This is a genomic window from Dermacoccus sp. MPR-E5 (genome assembly GCF_058809565.1).
On sequence record NZ_JBXASS010000002.1, the window covers coordinates 78643 to 96136 of the forward strand.

17 protein-coding genes and 1 pseudogene are annotated in these 17494 nt (G+C 69.4%); 10 read left to right on the forward strand and 8 right to left on the reverse strand.

Annotated elements, in window-relative coordinates:
- Positions 1 to 163 precede the first annotated feature (163 nt).
- Together AC1RS9_RS01600 and AC1RS9_RS01605 are read left to right on the forward strand one after the other, a co-directional pair.
- Entirely contained in the window at positions 164 to 553 is a 390-nt protein-coding gene (locus tag AC1RS9_RS01600; RefSeq protein WP_131940690.1) for an RNA-binding S4 domain-containing protein, read from the forward strand.
- 179 nt (positions 554 to 732) lie between these two features.
- Positions 733 to 1713 (forward strand): endonuclease/exonuclease/phosphatase family protein, encoded by a 981-nt coding sequence (locus tag AC1RS9_RS01605; RefSeq protein ID WP_492920293.1) that lies wholly within the window; start codon positions 733 to 735, stop codon positions 1711 to 1713.
- Positions 1714 to 1803: 90 nt separating this feature from the next.
- On the opposite strand, the gene AC1RS9_RS01610 is transcribed toward AC1RS9_RS01605, so the two are convergent.
- Both AC1RS9_RS01610 and AC1RS9_RS01615 read right to left on the reverse strand, forming a co-directional pair.
- Positions 1804 to 4389 (reverse strand): FHA domain-containing protein, encoded by a 2586-nt coding sequence (locus AC1RS9_RS01610; RefSeq protein ID WP_160126188.1) that lies wholly within the window; start codon positions 4387 to 4389, stop codon positions 1804 to 1806.
- A 91-nt stretch (positions 4390 to 4480) separates the two neighbouring features.
- Complete coding sequence (locus AC1RS9_RS01615; protein WP_492920295.1) at positions 4481 to 5404, reverse strand: FHA domain-containing protein; 924 nt, start codon at positions 5402 to 5404, stop codon at positions 4481 to 4483.
- Positions 5405 to 5628: 224 nt separating this feature from the next.
- On the opposite strand from AC1RS9_RS01615, the gene AC1RS9_RS01620 reads away from it, so the two are divergent.
- Positions 5629 to 7086 (forward strand): NAD(P)/FAD-dependent oxidoreductase, encoded by a 1458-nt coding sequence (locus AC1RS9_RS01620; RefSeq protein ID WP_006945907.1) that lies wholly within the window; start codon positions 5629 to 5631, stop codon positions 7084 to 7086.
- A 40-nt stretch (positions 7087 to 7126) separates the two neighbouring features.
- On the opposite strand, the pseudogene hisN reads toward AC1RS9_RS01620, so the two are convergent.
- The 4 genes and pseudogenes from hisN to AC1RS9_RS01640 all read right to left on the reverse strand — a co-directional run.
- A pseudogene (hisN, locus tag AC1RS9_RS01625) lies at positions 7127 to 7933 on the reverse strand (histidinol-phosphatase); the annotation flags it as partial.
- Positions 7934 to 8022: 89 nt separating this feature from the next.
- Entirely contained in the window at positions 8023 to 9102 is a 1080-nt protein-coding gene (gene rsgA, locus AC1RS9_RS01630; protein WP_492920297.1) for a ribosome small subunit-dependent GTPase A, read from the reverse strand.
- A 1-nt stretch (position 9103) separates the two neighbouring features.
- The gene (gene aroA / locus AC1RS9_RS01635) at positions 9104 to 10564 is read right to left on the reverse strand and encodes a 3-phosphoshikimate 1-carboxyvinyltransferase (RefSeq protein ID WP_286697258.1); all 1461 of its coding nucleotides are present in this window, start codon (positions 10562 to 10564) and stop codon (positions 9104 to 9106) included.
- Positions 10561 to 11085 (reverse strand): DoxX family membrane protein, encoded by a 525-nt coding sequence (locus tag AC1RS9_RS01640; protein ID WP_062257114.1) that lies wholly within the window; start codon positions 11083 to 11085, stop codon positions 10561 to 10563. Before AC1RS9_RS01640 ends, aroA begins: the two co-directional genes overlap by 4 nt.
- Before the next feature lie 442 nt (positions 11086 to 11527).
- On the opposite strand from AC1RS9_RS01640, the gene AC1RS9_RS01645 reads away from it, so the two are divergent.
- The 5 genes from AC1RS9_RS01645 to rsrA all read left to right on the forward strand — a co-directional run bounded on the left by AC1RS9_RS01645 (position 11528) and on the right by rsrA (position 15467).
- Positions 11528 to 12520: a hypothetical protein gene (locus tag AC1RS9_RS01645; protein ID WP_143181548.1), complete on the forward strand. Its 993-nt coding sequence runs from the start codon at positions 11528 to 11530 to the stop codon at positions 12518 to 12520.
- A 160-nt stretch (positions 12521 to 12680) separates the two neighbouring features.
- The gene (locus AC1RS9_RS01650) at positions 12681 to 13526 is read left to right on the forward strand and encodes an SOS response-associated peptidase (protein ID WP_006945914.1); all 846 of its coding nucleotides are present in this window, start codon (positions 12681 to 12683) and stop codon (positions 13524 to 13526) included.
- Complete coding sequence (locus tag AC1RS9_RS01655; RefSeq protein WP_074046235.1) at positions 13523 to 14293, forward strand: alpha/beta hydrolase family protein; 771 nt, start codon at positions 13523 to 13525, stop codon at positions 14291 to 14293. Before AC1RS9_RS01650 ends, AC1RS9_RS01655 begins: the two co-directional genes overlap by 4 nt.
- 104 nt (positions 14294 to 14397) lie before the next feature.
- Positions 14398 to 15216, forward strand: a complete 819-nt coding sequence (locus AC1RS9_RS01660; protein WP_286697255.1) for a sigma-70 family RNA polymerase sigma factor — start codon at positions 14398 to 14400, stop codon at positions 15214 to 15216.
- Positions 15213 to 15467, forward strand: a complete 255-nt coding sequence (gene rsrA / locus AC1RS9_RS01665) for a mycothiol system anti-sigma-R factor (RefSeq protein WP_062257123.1) — start codon at positions 15213 to 15215, stop codon at positions 15465 to 15467. The genes AC1RS9_RS01660 and rsrA overlap by 4 nt, the downstream gene beginning before the upstream one ends.
- A gap of 74 nt (positions 15468 to 15541) precedes the next feature.
- Here the strand turns inward: rsrA and AC1RS9_RS01670 are convergent, their stop codons facing one another.
- Positions 15542 to 15616, reverse strand: a complete 75-nt coding sequence (locus tag AC1RS9_RS01670; RefSeq protein WP_369798754.1) for a 50S ribosomal protein bL37 — start codon at positions 15614 to 15616, stop codon at positions 15542 to 15544.
- A gap of 229 nt (positions 15617 to 15845) precedes the next feature.
- On the opposite strand from AC1RS9_RS01670, the gene AC1RS9_RS01675 reads away from it, so the two are divergent.
- Positions 15846 to 16517, forward strand: a complete 672-nt coding sequence (locus AC1RS9_RS01675) for a biliverdin-producing heme oxygenase (RefSeq protein WP_062257125.1) — start codon at positions 15846 to 15848, stop codon at positions 16515 to 16517.
- A gap of 4 nt (positions 16518 to 16521) precedes the next feature.
- The gene (locus tag AC1RS9_RS01680) at positions 16522 to 16902 is read left to right on the forward strand and encodes a DedA family protein (protein WP_006946040.1); all 381 of its coding nucleotides are present in this window, start codon (positions 16522 to 16524) and stop codon (positions 16900 to 16902) included.
- A 160-nt stretch (positions 16903 to 17062) separates the two neighbouring features.
- Here the strand turns inward: AC1RS9_RS01680 and sodN are convergent, their stop codons facing one another.
- Complete coding sequence (sodN, locus tag AC1RS9_RS01685) at positions 17063 to 17467, reverse strand: superoxide dismutase, Ni (RefSeq protein ID WP_006945950.1); 405 nt, start codon at positions 17465 to 17467, stop codon at positions 17063 to 17065.
- Between the last annotated feature and the right edge of the window lie 27 nt (positions 17468 to 17494).

The following is a 17494-nucleotide window of genomic DNA, read 5'->3' on the forward strand; positions in this document are numbered from 1 at the left end:
GTAGGACGACGCCGCGGGCGAACCCAACGCAGGATGGCGACGAACTCACAGGGAGGCAGCGTATGACGTGCCTCCCTGTGAGTCAGTCGCCATCCGGCTGGGCGCCGCGAGATCTGCGAGCCGGCCCAGCGTCGGTGCAGGGAGGTGGCTTACCCTGGCGCCCATGAGCATGACGTCGGGGGTGGAGGGCAGCGTCCGCATCGATGCCTGGTTGTGGGCTGTCCGGTTGTACAAGACCCGCTCGGCGGCGACGACCGCGTGTCGCGCCGGGCACGTCCGCATGAACGGTGCGACCGTCAAGCCGTCGACGAGCGTGACGGTGGGCGCCGATCTGCGCGTGCGTCAGCAGGGCTTCGACCGCATCGTGCATGTCACGGGCCTGGTCAAGAAGCGCGTCGGGGCGCCCGTCGCGGCGCAGTGCTACGTCGAGTCGACGCCGCCGCGCCAGCGCGAGACCATCCCGCAGATCCCGGTGCGTGACCGCGGCGCTGGGCGTCCGACGAAGAAAGACCGCCGTGAGATGGAGCGCCTGCGTCACGGGGGAGCGCGGTGAGTGATCAGGGTGCGCAGGCCGACGGTGATCAGTGCGCCGGAGGGCATGCCGGCAACTCACCTGCGTTGACCACGGTGAACGCGGTCGATGATCAAGAGAAGGGCGGCTCGAGCTGGCCAAGGGCACGATTCGGGCGAAGCGCCGTCGAGGATCGGTCGGGAAGCAAGTCGAAACGCTGGGTGACGAGGCCCGCAGGCCGCGTTCGTCGCGTGCTCGGTGTCGTCATCGCGCTCGCGTGCCTGCTCACTGCCGCGCTGTGCGCTCTCATGTGGTGCGACGTGCTCATCGGTAACGTCGTGCCCGTTCTGCAGGCGCTCACGCCGGTCTGGGTGCTGATCGCCGCGGTGATGCTCGTCGCGGCGGTGCTCGTACGCCGGCGCGCGGCGCTCCTCGCGGCGCTTCCCATGCTCGTCGCTGCAACGGCGGCAGGCGTGGCACTCGCGCAGCATCCGAGCCCGCCGTCGTCGGTGCAGCATGCTGCCGGCCAGCGGCACCTGCGTGTCCTCGCGCTCAACCTCGAGTTCGGAGGCGCTGACGCAGGCGCCGTCGCCGCTGAGGTCGCCCGGGTGCGCCCGGACGTCGTCGTCATGCCCGAGACAACGGCCGTGAAGCTGCGCCTGCTCGACGCCGCGGGTCTGGGTGGGCAGTTGCCGTACCGCGCCTCGGGGCTCGTCGACGACGGCTCACGCGGCACGGCCGTCCTGTCGCGCTACCCGCTGCACACGCTTGACGACGGCCGCCACCTCGGCGCCTACGACCTGCAGATGCCGATCGTGACGGTCGCAGCACCCGGCGCCGATGTCACCGTGCACGGCGTGCACACCTACCCGCCGCTGCAGGACGGCGCGAACCAGTGGCGCCCGCAGCTCGAGGCGCTGGGACGCTGGCAACGCGGCGAGAACGCGCCGCACCTCGTGATGGCGGGCGATTTCAACGCCTCGGCGGCGCACCCGGCGTTCCGGCATCTCGCGGATGGACTCATCGACGCCTTTCCCGCCCAGCATGGCAACTGGCCGCCGACGTGGCCGCAGGACGCCGTCGTGCCGCCGTTCGCCCAGATCGACCACATCCTCACGCGTGGTTTCGTGCCCGTCGATGCGGGCACCTTCACCGTCCCCGGCACTGATCATGCCGGCGTGTGGAGCGACCTGCGCTACTGACGGAACACTCCCTGACGAACATCGCTCGGAAACGCGTCGTGGCTGACGCGTTTCCGGGCGATGTTCGAGGACTCGTGAGCCCGGCGGGCCTCACATGCTCTTGCGGCGGCGCGAGCTCCACCAGGCGATGGTCGTGCCGACCACGAAGATGGCGATCAGCGCGGCCGCGGCGATGAGCCAGTGGTCGGTGTCCCGCACCCAGAACGGATCCCACGAGCGGGAACGGCCGGGGATCGTCATGCTCGTCTTGACGTCGGCGGTCTGGGCACCCATGGCCAGGCCCCAGCGGCTCGGGAAGATGCTGCCGAGGCCGCGCATGAGCTGGCTGTCGAGATCGAACAGCCCACCCGAGAAGACCAGCGCGCCCATGATGACGATGACGAGCATCGGCATGACCTGCTCGTTCGTCTTCGCGAAGCTCGACAACGCGAGGCCGATCGCGACAGCCGCGAGCCCCGTCAGGAAGGCGAGGACGAACGTCTCGAGCGTCGTGTTGGCGAGCGCGACGGGGGCGGTCGGCGCGCCCTTGCCCGCGATGACGAGCAGGACGAGGATGGCGCACTGCACCGCGACGAGCAGCCCGTACGTGACGACCTTGCTGCCGATGTAGGCGAAGGGTGACAGTCCGACGGCCTTCTCCCGCAAGAAGATCGGGCGCTCGGCGACGAGTTCGCGGATGGTGGCGGCCAACCCCATGAAGACCGATCCCATGACGATGAGCGTCATGATCTGGGTTCCTTCAGCCCGCAGCGTCACCTTGCCGGGGTCGCCCCCGTTGGCGATGAGTTCCTGCTCGAAGAAGACCGTCTTCAGCCCGTGCGTGCCCGGTACGAGCATCGCCAGGCCCGCGAGGGCGATGGGGAGCAGCAGCATGAAGGCGACGAAGCCGCGGTCGGCCGCGATGACCCTGAACTGGCGTCGGATGAGCGTCGACAGCTGACGAAAGATCGACTGCTGACGCGGTGGCACGTCCCGCTGCGACGACGCGGACGGGCGCGGCGCGCTCAGGGGAGCGGACACCTGGCTGTCCATCATCGCCGAGGAGCGGAACACGTCCTGCGAGCGCTGCGGGTCGTCGGTGACGGTGTTGAACACATCGGCGTGATCGCTCGCCGAGAAGTAGGGCAGCATCTCGTCGGGCGGGCCGAAGTAGGCGACCCGTCCGCCCGGTGCGAGCATGAGCACCCGGTCGCAGACGCCGAGGCTCGCGACGTTGTGCGTGATGACGACGACGGTGCGGCCGCCGTCGGCGAGGCCGCGCAGCGTCAGCATGACGCGCTTGTCGAGGCCCGGGTCGAGGCCGGAGGTCGGTTCGTCGAGGAAGAGCAGCGACGGGCGCGTCAGCAGCTCGAGGGCAACGGATGTGCGTTTGCGTTGGCCACCGGACAGGCGTGAGACCTGGGTGGTGGCGTGCTCCGTCAGCCCCAGTTCGTCGATGACCTCCTCGACGCGGGCCTCGCGCGACTCACGATCGAGGTCGGCGGGGAAGCGCAGCTCGGCCGCGTACCGCAGGGCCTGACGGACCGTCAGCTCGGGGTGGACGACGTCGTCCTGCGGGACGACGCCGATACGGTGGCGCAGATCCTCGTAGTTGTCGTAGAGGTCTCGTCCGTCGTAGTAGACCTCGCCCTCGGTAGCCTTCTGGGCACCGATGAGGGCCTTGAGCAGCGTCGACTTGCCCGCACCCGAGGGGCCGATGACGGCGACGAGGCTCGATCCTTCGAGGCCGAAACTGACGTCGTCGAGCAGCTTCTTGCCGTCGGGCAGCGAGAACGACAGGTGGTTGGCGACGAAGGTGACGTCACCTTCGTCCTCGCTCGCGACGAGACGCCCGTTCTTCAACGTGAATCGGGTGTGGCCGACGGCGAGCAGGTCGTCCTCGCGCAAGGTGCCGCGGGTGATGCGCGCACCGTTGATGTAGGTGCCGTTGCTGCTGCCGAGATCCTCGACGGCGAAGCTGTCGCCCTGCGGCACGAGGCGGGCGTGACGCCGGCTCGCGAGCAGGTCGCGCACGACGATCTCGTTCTCGGTGCCGCGACCGATGGTGATGGTGCCCGACGGCAGGGCCATGGCCTGCGGGACGGCGCCCTGGACGGTCAGGCGGCCGGTGGGTTCGGGCTCGAGCTGCCCGGTCCATCCCTGGAACACGTCGCCGCTCGCACGTCGCTCGGCGGGGGCCTGCGGGGGGCGGGGCAGCCGGATCGGGCCGGTCTTCAGGCTCGAACCGGTCGTGGCGTCGGGCGTGGGCGCAGCGCTCGAAGCGCCGCTGCTGCGACGCGGCATCGGCACGGAGATCGAGGTTGCCTCAGGCGGGGCCTGTGACGGGCTCGCGCCGTTCGGGTCGACACTGCGCGCGACCTGCTCACCTGCTGGGGTGGAACTTCGCGAGAACTGGACTCGCGTCCCACGGGGCCCGCCGAGTCGGACGTCCTCACCACCGCGCAGATCGCGGTAACCGTGCACGCGCTGGCCGTCGACCCAGGTGCCGTTCGAGCTGTCGAGGTCACGCACCTGCCACCCCTCGCCCTGCGCGCTCACCTGAGCGTGGCGTCGTGAGACGTCGACGTCGACGATCGTGATGTCGCAGTCGCGGCCGCGGCCGATCGTCGCGCTCTCACCTGGTTGCAACCGCACGACGTGCCCGTCGACCTGCACCGTCAGTTCTTGTATTCCCACGCTTCCCTCCCGGAGCGTTCCAGCGCCCACGGGCGCTGCTGTGGTCGATGTCCAGGTTGGATCGCGGCCGGTCCGGACGGGTGTTCGCGGCTCAGACCGAGACGAGCCAGCCGTCGCGCACCTCGAAGGTGGAGGCGCCGATGCCGATGCGGTCGCCTTCGTGCAGCAATGTCTGCTCGACGCGGCGCCCGTTGACGAACGTGCCGTTGCGCGACCCGAGATCGCGCAGCAGCAGACCCTCATCCTCCGCCGTGATGACGACGTGTCGGCGCGAGACGAGCATGTCGTCGAGCACGATGCTGTTGCTGCGGCTGCGGCCGATCGTCAGCGAGTCCTCCGGCAGATCGTCGTTCTGGCCGACGACCTGAGGCGGCGCCGACTCGTACCCGCTCGAGGAGTACCCGTTCGACGGGGGAGCCGACGCATAGCCCCCAGACGGAGGTGCGGACGGGTAACCACCCGACGGAGGTGCCGACGGGTAGCCGTTCGACGGGCTCGTCGCCTGCGCGTCGGCTGCCGGCGCGGGCACGGCTCCGACGGGTGAGGCGCCACCGCGGGGTGCCTGGTCGGCGTCGCCGTCGGCCTGGTCGTGGCGCGGCGACTCGGATGCACCGTCAGCGGGGTCGGAGCCCACCGCGTGAGGCGCCGAGGGCGCCGCGTACTGACCTGCATCGCCGGGCGCAGACTGCCCGGCGGCGGATTGCTGTTCGCCTGCCCACCCCACGGGCGTGGCGGCGGGCTGGGCGTCGTTCCACGGGTTGCCGAGCTGCCCGGGAGCGGCCGGGCCGGCGCCCTGCTCGTCGGCCGAGCTCGCGTCCATCTGTCGCGCATCCCTCTGCTGCGGCGCGGCCGGGGCATCGCCCGACGAACGGCCGCCGATGGCCGGAGCGTCAGCCTGCGCGGCGGGCGCGTCGAGCTGAGCATCCGGTCGCGGCCCGGCCCACGCCGGCTGCGCGGTGCCCGTGGCGGGCGCGTTCCACTGGATGGGGTACGGCTCGCGGCCTCGTTCGCTCATCGTCCACTCCGTTCGCGGCGCGGTGCGCCGTCCCGTCCTACGTCGATCCGTCGTTGTCATCCGGGTGCCGGCCCGCCGATGTCGGTGGTCGGGCGCGCCCGTGTCATGGGGCAGCCTACCGGCCGCGACACACCCATGGGTGGGCGTCGGGAATGAGTAAGCTGGGGGCAGCGTCCAAGCGTGATCGGGCCAGGCGACACGCACGCGAGATCTGCGAGGAATCCATGGGTATTGCACACAAGAGCGCCACGCGCCACCGCGTCGTCATCATCGGCTCCGGCTTCGGCGGTCTGTTCGCCGCGACCCAGTTCAAGGACGAGGACGTCGACGTCGTCCTCATCTCCTCGACGACGCATCACCTGTTCCAGCCGCTGCTGTACCAGGTCGCGACCGGCATCCTCAGCGAGGGCGTCATCGCCCCGAGCACGCGCGAGGTGCTCAAGAAGGTCAAGAACGTCGAGGTATTCCAGGGGACGGTCAGCGACATCGACGTCCAGAACAAGCGCGTCTTCGCGCAACTGCTGGACTCGACCCAGACGTACGACTACGACTCGCTCATCGTCGCGGCCGGCGCGGGGCAGTCGTACTTCGGCAATGACCACTTCGCCGAGTTCGCGCCCGGCATGAAGAGCATCGACGACGCGCTCGAGCTGCGAGGTCGCATCTTCGGTGCCTTCGAGACAGCGGAAGTGGCCGCGGCCGCCGGCGAGTGGGACGACGTGCGCACGCTGCTGACGTTCGTCGTCGTCGGGGCCGGCCCGACGGGCGTCGAGATGGCCGGGCAGATCAGCGAACTCGCCAACCGCACCCTCGCCGAGGACTTCCGCCACATCAACCCCAAGGACGCGCGCATCGTCCTCGTCGATGCGGCGCCGCAGGTGCTGCCACCGTTCGGCAAGAACCTCGGCGAGAAGGCGAAGAAGCAGCTCGAGAGCATGGGCGTCGAGGTGCTGCTCGGGCAGATGGTGACGAATGTCGACGCCACGGGCATCGAGATGAAGACGCAGGACGGCACCGTCACCCGCATCGACTCCGCGTGCAAGGTGTGGGCCGCAGGCGTCGCCGCGAGCCCGCTCGGCAAGCTGCTCGGTGACAAGACGGGCGCCGAGGTCGACCGCGCCGGGCGCATCTCCGTGCAGCCCGACCTGACGCTGCCCGGCCACCCGGAGATCTTCGTCGTCGGCGACATGATGAGCCTCGACAAGCTGCCCGGCGTCGCGCAGGTGGCGATCCAGGGCGGAAAGTTCGCGGCCAAGTCGATCCTCGCGGGCGTCAAGGGTGAGCCGGCCCCGGCGAAGTTCAAGTACTTCGACAAGGGCTCGATGGCGACGATCTCCCGTTTTTCGGCCGTGACGAAGGTGGGCCGCCTCGAGACGGAGGGGTTCATCGCGTGGCTCATGTGGCTCGGCGTTCACCTCGTCTACATCATCGGCTTCAAGTCGCGCCTGTCGACGATGCTGAGCTGGGCCGTCGCGTTCGCGAGCGACAGCCGCGACGAGCGCACCACCACGGAGCAGCAGGTCCACGCGCGTCTCGCGATCGCCGAACTCGGGGAGAAGTACCACCCGAGCGTCGACGTGCCCGGCCTGCTCGAGCTGTCGAAGGGCAGCGCGCAGCTCGAAGCCGTTGACGGTGCGGACGCGCCGGCGCTCGAGAAGCAGTCTGAGACGCCGAAGGCCTGATTCCGGTCGCACGAATCCGTGCGATGCGCGACGGCGCGGGGGAGTCGTCGCCGAGACGAGCGAGCACCTCGTCGTGGAGCAGGCCGTTCGTCGAGACGCCGTTGCCGCTCCAGCAGCCGGGGCGTCCGTCGAGGCCGGTGAAGCGGCCGCCCGCCTCGGTGACGATGGGCACGAGCGCCGCCATGTCGTAGTCCTCGAGCTCCGGTTCGGGCGCGATGTCGACGCTTCCCTGCGCGACGAGCATGTGCGAGAAGAAGTCGCCGTAGGCGCGTGAACGCCAGCATTCCTTCGACAGGCGGAACAGGTCCATGTCCTTGCCACGTTCGGCCCAGCCGTTGAACGAGGAATAGCTGAGAGAGGCGTCCGCCAGCCTGTCGACCTTCGAGACGCTGATCGACGTCGCGCTCGTGAGGCTGCGTCCGGTCCACGCGCCGGTGCCCTGCGCGGCCCACCAGCGGCGGTGCAGTGCGGGTGCGGCGACGAGACCGACGACGGGCGTGCCCGCGTCGACGAGGGCGATGAGGGTCGCCCAGACGGGCACACCGCGCACGTAGTTCTTCGTCCCGTCGATGGGGTCGATGATCCACAGCCGATCGGCGTCGCCGCTCGTGCCGAATTCCTCACCCTTGATGGCGTCGCGCGGGCGCGCGCGCTTGAGGTTCTCGCGGATGACGCGTTCGGCCTCGCGGTCGGCCTCCGTCACGGGGGTGAGGTCGGGTTTCGACTCGACCTGCAGGTCGGCGGCGCCGAAGCGCGACATCGTGATCTCTTCGACCGAGTCGGCGAGGACGTGGGCCAGGCGCAGGTCGTCGTGGTACGGGCTGGGGTCGCGCAGGGTGTCGCTCATTGCGCCCACGCTACCGGCTCGCCGGCACCGCGAGCACGCGGTGGCGGGGTAGGCGAGTGAGTGCTCACTCGTCTACCCCGCGGTCGGGTTCAGCGTCGCTCGAGGTGCTCGTCCTTGTCGGGCACGTGGCGCGAGCGCAGCAGACGACGCAACGACGCCAGGCGCGCCGGGCCCGTCGTGCCGGCGTGACCCGCGGCGACGTAGGCGTCGAGCGCGCAGTCTGCCTCGTCGTGCGAGCAGCCGCGTGGGCATTCGGCAGTGCCGGGGGCGAGCTCAGGGAAGTGGTCGACGATCGTCGTCGGGTCGATGTGTGCGAGGCCGAACGAACGAATGCCGGGGGTGTCGATGATCCAGCCGCCCTCCGGCCCGGGAAGTTCGAGGGCGATCGCCGACGTCGAGGTGTGGCGCCCGCGTCCCGTCACGTCGTTGACGTGGCCGGTCGTGCGCGCGGCATCCGGAACGAGGGCGTTGACCAGTGTCGACTTGCCGACGCCGGAGTGCCCGACGAGGACGCTGACACGCCCGGCGAGGCGGGCGCGCAGGTCGTCGAGACCGTCGAGGTCACGGGCGACACGACCACCGGACGCGATCAGCTCGTCCCGTTGGGCGTCGCTCAGCTCGTGCGCCGACGTGACGCTGTGCGGCACGTCGAGGTCGGCGTAGTTCGCGAGGAACGGCGCCGGGTCGTCGAGGTCGGCCTTCGTCAGCGCGAGCAGCGGGTCGAGCCCCGCGTCGTAGGCGGCGACGAGGCAGCGGTCGATGAGGCCGGTCCGCGGCTCGGGGTTCGCGACCGCCGTCACCATGACGAGCTGGTCGGCGTTCGCGACGATGACGCGCTCGTACGGGTCGGTGTCGTCGGCGGTGCGGCGCAGCACGCTCGAGCGTTCCTCGACGCGCACGATGCGCGCGAGCGAGCCCTCGTGACCGCTCGTGTCGCCGACGAGCGCAACACGGTCACCGACGACGATGGGCGTGCGCGTCAGCTCGCGGGCGCGCATCGCCGTGATCTGCCGTCCGTCGAGCAGGACCGACCAGCGGCCGCGGTCGACACCCGTCACTATGCCGATGACGGCGTCGGCGTGCTTGGGGCGATCCTTCGTGCGGGGCCGAGATCCCTTGCGGTTGGGGCGCACGCGCACGTCGGACTCACTCCAGTTGCGACTCGCCATCTCAGACCGTCCGCTGCAGCGCCGGCTCGTGCGCCGCACTCGTGCCGTCGAGCAGCGCCTCCCACCGCCGGTCGAAGTGCGGCAGCGTCTTGGCGGTCGTGCCGACGTTCTCGACGACGATGCCGTCAACGACGAGCCCGACGACCGCAGCCGCCATCGCCATGCGGTGATCGTCGTACGTGTGGAACAGCCCGCCGTGCAGCACTTCTCGCGGCACCGGGGTGATGACAAGACCGTCCTCGGTCTCGTGCACCTGCGCCCCGATCGCCGTGAACTCGCGCGAGAGCGCCGCGAGCCGATCGGTCTCGTGGCCGCGGATGTGGGCGACGCCGCGGATGCGGCTGCCACCGTCGGCGAGCGCGCACAGGGCGACGACGACGGGCGTCAGCTCGGACGCTTCGGTGAGGTCGACGTCGATGCCCCGCAGACGACCGCTTTCGGGGCCGCGCACACGCAGACCGTCACGATCGAGCGTCACCTTGCAGCCCATGCGCTCGAGAACGCCACGGATGTGATCGCCCGGCTGCGTCGTGAACGTCGGCCAGTCGGCCATGAACACCTCGCCACCCGTGACGGCGGCCGCCGCGAGGAAGGGGGCAGCGTTCGACAGGTCGGGCTCGACCATGACGTCGAGCGCGCGGATGTCGCTGGGTTCGACGCTCCACGCGTAGCTGCCGCGCCCGTCGGCGTCGACGTCGTCACCGACCTCGATGACGACGCCCGCGTCACGCAGCACCTCGACCGTCATGTCGATGTGGGGGATGCTCGGCAGCGTTGCGCCGGTGTGGACGATCGTCACGCCCTCGTCGAAGCGCGCGCCGGAGAGCAGTAGTGCGGAGACGAACTGCGAACTCGTCGACGCGTCGACCTCGACGCGCCCGCCCGTGACGGCTCCGGTGCCGTGGACGGTGAACGGCAGTGCGCGGCGGCCGTCGTCGTCGATGCGGACGCCGAGGTCGGCGAGGGCCTGCAGGACAGGACCCATGGGGCGATTGCGGGCGTGCTCGTCGCCGTCGAAGGCGACCGGCCCGTCCGCGAGGGCGGCGACCGGCGGGAGGAAGCGCATGACGGTGCCGGCGAGGCCGCAGTCGACCTGCGCGGGGCCCCGAAAGGGTGCAGGAGTGACGTGCCAGTCGTCGCCCTCGGGGGAGTCTCCGGGCACGTCCTCGACCTGGACGCCCACCGAGCGCAGTGCTTGCGCCATGAGGAGGGTGTCGCGCGAGCGCAACGGCGCCCGCAGGAGAGAGTCGTCGTCGGCGAGGGCGGCGAGGACCAGGTAGCGGTTCGTCAGGGATTTCGAGCCGGGGACGCTGAACGCGCCGACGACCGGCCGGTCCGCGCGAGGTGCGGGCCAGTCGGTCGTCGGGTTCGCGGAAGCGGCGCTCGTCGCGGCGGTGGTCGTCATGTCGGAGTTCTTCATGTCGAGGCCCGCTGCGCGAGCGCTCGTACTGCCGGAGGTCATGAGGGCAGCTTGCTCCCGGCGACGGCGGCCATGAGCTTGGCCTCGCGACGAGCCGTCTTCGCGGCGCGCTTGGCCTCACGGCGCGTGACGTCGACGCCGTGCGAGGTACGCCAGGCGAGGCCCGGCTTGCCCGCGGTGTCGGCGGCGGCGAGCAGCACGCCACCGACGATGGCGGCAGTGCGGAAGAAGTTGGACTGCTTGCGTGCCTTCACCTCCGGGTCCTTCTCGGCCCAGAACGCCTCGTGCATGTAGGCGTTCGCGCCGACCGTCGGGGCGAGCAGAGCCGCGGACAGGCGCGGGAACTTGCCGAGCGCGAGGGCGGTGCCGGCGGCACCCATGAGCGCGCCCTGGCCCTTGACGATCATCTCGGGGTCGTTCGGCACCTTGCTGCCGCTCTCGCGGCTGACGAACTCGACGAACGGCGCGGCCTCGGCGGCCTGCGACTTCGTGTTGGTGAACGCCTTGGCCGCCTCGTTGAGGAAGTAGCTGGCGAGCGCGGTACGCGCGATGCGACGGATCATGGTTCCTCCTCCTGTGAAGGTCGGCGTCGATCGTCGACGCCTTGGCCTCCCACGTTAGTCGGCGCCACCGACAACATGCGAGCCCTGTACTGCCACCGGCCGCCCGGCTGCGCACTCACTCCAACGCTGTGGGGCAGTGGGCGCGGTCCATCCTGGCCGATCCGTGGGCGAACTCGCAGATGGAGCTGCCCGATCGGCCCCCGCAGAGCTGCGTGGGGGCTGACTAACATGATGTCTCGTCGTGGACGCGACCGTCCTCGCATCCAGGGGCAGGGAGATGCACACGATGGCAAGACTTCGAACCGTCACCATCGATGACAGGGACCCCTTCGGAGAATGGGACCTGACAGAAGAGTCTCTCCGAACCGCTTATGTCGCGGCCGGTCACGTCACGAAGGCCTTGGGCGCGCTTGCCACTCCTCTCACCGGCCGGAGGGCGTACATGGCTGCCGACCTGACGGGTTCTGATCGGGCGATGAGGGCCGGGCTGAGTGACATGACCCTGTCGACCGAGCCATCGGCGCCGTCCTACTTGAGCCAGATGATCGACGCCATCAAGGGGATGGCCTTCGAGGACACGACGGAGTTCGAAAGGATTCTCGCGGGAGTCGATCAACGTTCCTTCCGTAGGGAGCTCCCCGTCAGGAAGAGCCGGGCGATCCGCGAGGCAAAGCTGATTCATACCATCGTCGCGGATAGCGGAGTGGGATACACCCTGGCCGTGAGTCACGCGGATGGCCGTTCCCTCTACGTCGTTCCTCATGACGAGGCTTCCCCCACCATCGCCATGGGGATCGCACGCTCCATCTACGTCGACGATTCAGGTCCGTCGTTCGAAGTCAGGGGGAAGTTCAAGCCGGCACCGTCTTTCGACACTGCGGGGAGGCGTTGTGTGATTCCGGATGCTTTCTTCTTGACGAATCACGTGAGCCGAGCCGCTTCACGTCGGTGCGATGCGCATGACCGCAGCGGCGCCACGCTCGTGGGGGGTGCAGCGCGCGTCAATGATGCGGTCCGGGCGATGAACCCATCGCACCCGCGCTTCGCGGCGCATTTCACGCACCCCATCTACGACGACCCCGCAGATGAATGGTCTCCGTTCGGCAGTGACGGGGCCGCCGGTGTGCTTGCGGAGTGGGAGAGCCGTCGGGACGAGCTGACGTCCTCCACGCGCCTGCGAGAGATGTACGACACGGACGAAGAATGGCGGGAGTCGGCCGCCGCGATCGGCACGTCGCCCCTCGATGCCGTTGACGAAGCGACCTGGGTGGTGGCGAGAGCATTCACGCTGCTGCGTCTGACCGGCCAGATCGACGAGGGCGGCAAGGTCGCTGCTCTGCGTGGTCTTGATCGACTTCTGCTCGAGACGGACGGTGCAGACGAATACCTCCAGCAGAAGCGTGACCTGCAGTCGTGGCGCAGCGGGCGCGCCTGAGACCCGGGCGTGCCAGACGGGCAGGGGCAGCGCCGGGGGCCCGAAAGCCGGTTGCGCTCGGTGAAGTGATGGAGGCACGACGGGCGGCGAATGGTCGCTTTCTTCACCGGAGCCGGGCAAGACTGGGTGAGACGACGACCTCTCCTCTTAGGCTTGGCCCATGTGCGGCAGATACGCAGCCAGTGCGAGCACGGGTGAATTGGTCGAGGAGTTCGAGGTCGACGTCGACGCGACGGGCGAGCAGACGCGGTCGCTGCTCGCGTCGCCGCAGAACCCGCCTGTCGGTGAGCCCGACTACAACATGGCGCCGACGAAGCAGGCGCCCGTCGTCCTGACCCGTCCCGAGCGGCTCGACGACGGCTCGCGCGGCGAGGCGAAGCGTCAGCTGCGTCACCTCACGTGGGGGCTCGTGCCGTCGTGGTCGAAGGACACCAAGGGTGGCGTGCGCATGATCAACGCGCGCGCTGAGACGTTGCTCGAGAAACCGTCGTTCGCGAAGGCCGCCCGCGCGCGTCGCTGCCTCGTGCCCGCGTCGGGTTGGTACGAGTGGCAGCTGTCACCGACGGCGCTCGACGCCAAGGGCAAACCGCGCAAGCAGCCGTTCTACATGCGCCGCGTCGACGGCACGGACGTCGCATTCGCCGGCCTCTACGAGTTTTGGTGCGATCGTTCGCTGCCCGACGGCGACCCGGCCGCGTGGCTGACGACGTTCGCCATCATCACGACGAGCGCGGGGCAGGGCCTCGACCGCATCCACGATCGCCAGCCCCTCGCGCTCGAACGCGAGCAATGGGCCGAGTGGCTCGACCCGACGCTGACCGACGACGCCGACGTCGCGACGTTCCTCACGCCCGGCGATTCGAGCCCCTTCGAGGCCTACCCCGTCTCACGCGCGGTGAGTTCGAATCGGACGAACGGCCCAGGCCTCATCGAACCCGCGCCGGAATCCGACCTCGTGGGCGTCGTCGACCCCGCGACCGGCGAGATCATCGGGGCCGAGAAGTGACCGCCGAACCACGTCCCTCCCGGTCTGTCGCGCCGGAACGAGCGCACCGCGTTCTTGACATCGAGACGGACGCCGGGCCGGCACGCGCCTACGTCATCGATCCGGTCGGTGGTCCCGCGAACACCGAGGTGAAGAACTCCGAGTCCTCGAGCACCGAGTCTGCGAACGCTGAGACTGCGGCGGTCACGACGACCGGCAAACACCAGCCCGTAGGAACACTCGTCCTCGGACACGGCGCCGGCAAGGGCACGAACACGCTCGACCTGTGGGGCTTGCTCGACCTCGCCGATGACGGGTGGCGTGTCGTCCTCGTCGACCAGCCCTGGGTGCTCGCGGGCCGCAAGATCGCCACGCCCCCGAAGACCCTCGACGAGGGTTGGCGCGCCGTCGTGAGCCACTTGCGCGAGGCGGGCGAGATCACGGGCCGCTTCGTGCAGGGTGGTCGTTCCGCCGGTGCCCGCGTCGCGTGCCGCACCGCCGTCGAGACGGGCGCTGACGCCGTCGTCGCGCTGGCTTTTCCGCTCGCGGCGCCGGGCAAGGCGGACGACCCGTCGAAATGGCGCACGGACGAGGCGCAAGCCGTGCTCGATGCGGTCGTTACCCTGCTCGTCGTGCAAGGCGCCACGGACACCTTCGGCGGCCCCGACGCGATCCGCGCCGCGCTGCCCGGCGCCGACGTCGCCGCCGTCGCGGGCCCGCACGGATTCAGCAAGCAGCCGCAGGATGTCGTCGACGCCGTGCGCAGGTGGCTGGCCGCCGCGTCCTGACTCATATCGAGAGCGGGGCGGGGAATAGCGCAGCCCACTCATCGTGTTGACGACGGCGAAACAGAAAGCCCACGAGGGCCATTCGAACGTCGAAAGTGAGCACGATGCTGGTAGCACCCGTGGTTCCGGTCGAACCGTCCGCGCTGAGCCTCACCACCGGTTTCGGTGGCGCGGGCACGCGCGCGTCTCGTGTCGCGCCGCACCCCGCGCTAGGGTTGAGCGCGATGACAGACAACACGACGGTCGACGCCCTCGGCGCGCCGCAGCCAGACGGCGGCGCGGCGCCACGCAGCGTCACCGATTCCAAGGATTTCGACCCGAGTACCGAGACCCCGGCCGAGCGGGCCGCGCGCTTCGATCGTGACGCGATGCCGTACCTCGATCAGCTCTACAGCGCCGCCCTGCGCACGACGCGCAACCCGAGCGACGCCGAGGATCTCGTGCAGGAGACGTTCGCAAAGGCGTTCGCAGCCTTCCACCAGTACAAGCCGGGCACGAACCTCAAGGCGTGGCTGTACCGCATCCAGACGAACACGTACATCAACTCTTACCGCAAGAAGCAGCGTCAGCCGCTCGAGTCCGACGCCGCCGAGGTGGAGGACTACCAGCTCGCGCGGGCCGAGGCGCACTCGTCGACGGGGTTGAAGTCGGCCGAGAACGAAGCGCTCGATCACCTGCCCGACAGCGACATCAAGAAGGCGCTGCAGGCCTTGCCGGAGGACTTCCGTCTCGCGGTGTACTACGCCGACGTCGAGGGTTTCCCCTACAAGGAGATCGCCAAGATCATGGACACGCCGATCGGCACCGTGATGTCGCGCCTGCACCGCGGACGCAAGCTGCTGCGTGAACAACTCGAGGACTACGCGCGTGGGCGCGGCTTCCTCAAGGGTGAGGCGGACACCGCGAAGGGGGCGAAGAAATGAGCGACAAGTGCCCCGAGTACGTCGATCGTCTCTACGCCTACATCGACGGTGAGCTGACGGCCGAGCAGTACGAGGAGATCAAGGCTCACCTGCTCGACTGCCCCCCGTGTTTGACGGAGTACGAGCGCGACATGCTGCTCAAGAAGCTCATCAAGCGCGCTTGCGCCTGTGAGCAGGCGCCGGAGCAACTGCGCTCGTCGATCCTCACGCGCATCACCTACGAGCGCACCGAGGTGGGCTACGAGGCCTGACGCCGAACCGAGCATGACGAAGGCCGACCATCCCGTGAGGGTGGTCGGCCTTCGTTCGCGTCTGCGGCAGATGCTCAGGCGTTGGGCTTCTTGCCGTGGTTCGCGCCCTTGCCCTTGCGGCTGCGACGCTTGCGTGCGCGCTTGCTCATGGTCTTGCTCCCTGGTTCGGGGTCTTCCCCCCGGTACGTCGGGGGCCAACCTCCCCATTCTGTCACATCGCGCTCGTGCCCCCTGCGGGCATCCGCGCAGCGAGAGGCGGCTCGCTCTCGTCGGCCTGGCGTGGTGGGGAGGTGGAGTCTCGGATCAACCGTTCGATTGATCCGAGCGGAGGTGGACCTTTATTAAGGTGAGCCTTCCTCATCAGAAAGGCTCGGATCCATGACGACGGCCCTCACCCCGCCCCTGTCGGCCGCGCTGCGCGACCACACCCGTGCCGCGCACGAGCACGCCGAGAACCGCGGCTTCATGACCCGCCTCATGGGCGGCGAGAGCAGCATCGGCGCGCACCAGGGGCTGCAGCGTCAGCTGCTGCCGGTGTACGACCACCTCGAGTCGGCGTGCGCGACGCACCGCGATGACCCCCGCCTCGCGCCGCTGCTGGACCCGGCACTCGAGCGCGCCGCATCGCTGCGTCACGACCTCGCCGCGCTGGAACGCCTCGGCTATGCGGACGCCACGGCGATCCTGCCCGCCACGCAGCGCTACGTCGACGACCTCGTCGCCTGCGCCGCCTCGCCGGCCACGCTCATCGGCCACCACTACACGCGCTACCTCGGGGATCTGTCCGGCGGGCAGATCATCGCGACGCTCATGCGCCGCCACTACGACGCGCCTCACGATGTCCTCACCTTCTACCGCTTCGACATCGCCAAGCCGAAGACGTACAAGGACGCCTACCGCGCCCGCCTCGATGAGTTGGCCCTCACGACGCAGGAGCAGGACGAGGCCCTCGACGCCGCCGGTCGCGCCTTCGCCCTCAACGCCGCCGTCTTCGACGCGCTGGACGCCTGCTACCCCGCGGGTGCGAACGCTCGGGCCGAGGCCGTCTGAACGCATGGAATCGATCCGTGAGATGCCCGTGGCGCTCGCGTTCGGCATCCTGTTCTGCATCGTCATGGCGCGAGCCAACGCGACATACTGGATCGGCCGCGGCGCGATCGGCGGCTGGCGTCGGCATCCGAAGTACGCCCACCACCTCGACGCGCGCTCCGTCAAGCGCGCCGAGGGCATGGTGCACCGCTTCGGCCCGCTCGCCGTCCCGCTGTCGTTCCTGACGGTCGGCGTGCAGACGGCCGTCAACCTCATGGCCGGGGCCGGCCGGATGCCGCTCGTGCGCTACCTGCCGGCCGTCGCCGTCGGCAGCCTCATCTGGGTCGGCGTGTACACCGTGGTCGGGGTGGCGTTGCTCGACGTCATCCTCCGCCTCGTGCACTGACGCACCTGACGTCATGAAGGTGGACGAGAACCGCCGATGTGGACGGAAATCGCAGGAGGGGACGGGATTCGCGACGGTGAACGAGAATCGCAGGTGAGGCAGCGAGAACGGCCCGGCATCCAAGGGGGATGCCGGGCCGTTCTCGTTGCGGGAGGGAGGCTCAGGCCTGCTTCGTCTCCGCGAAGATGCGAGCGATCTCGTCGATCTTGCCGAGCAACTCGTCAGCCTTGGCGATGTCCCACTCGCCCTTGGTGCCGCTGGCACCGGCGAGCTTCGTCGCCTCGTTGACGAGGGTGTGAAGCTGCGGGTACTTCTCGAAGTGCGGGGGCTTGAAGTAGTCCGTCCACAGCACCCACAGGTGCTCCTTGACGAGCTGGCTGCGCTGCTCCTTGATGATCGTGGCGCGCATCTTGAAGTCTTCGTCGCCGGGCTTGTCGGCGACCTTGGCGATGATGGCCTTGACCGACTCGGCCTCGATGCGGGCCTGGGCAGGGTCGTAGACGCCGCAGGGCAGGTCGCAGTGAGCCGAGACCTCGACGGTGGGGGTGAAGAAACGCTTCAGCATGAGGGACTCCTTGCTGCTGGTGATCAG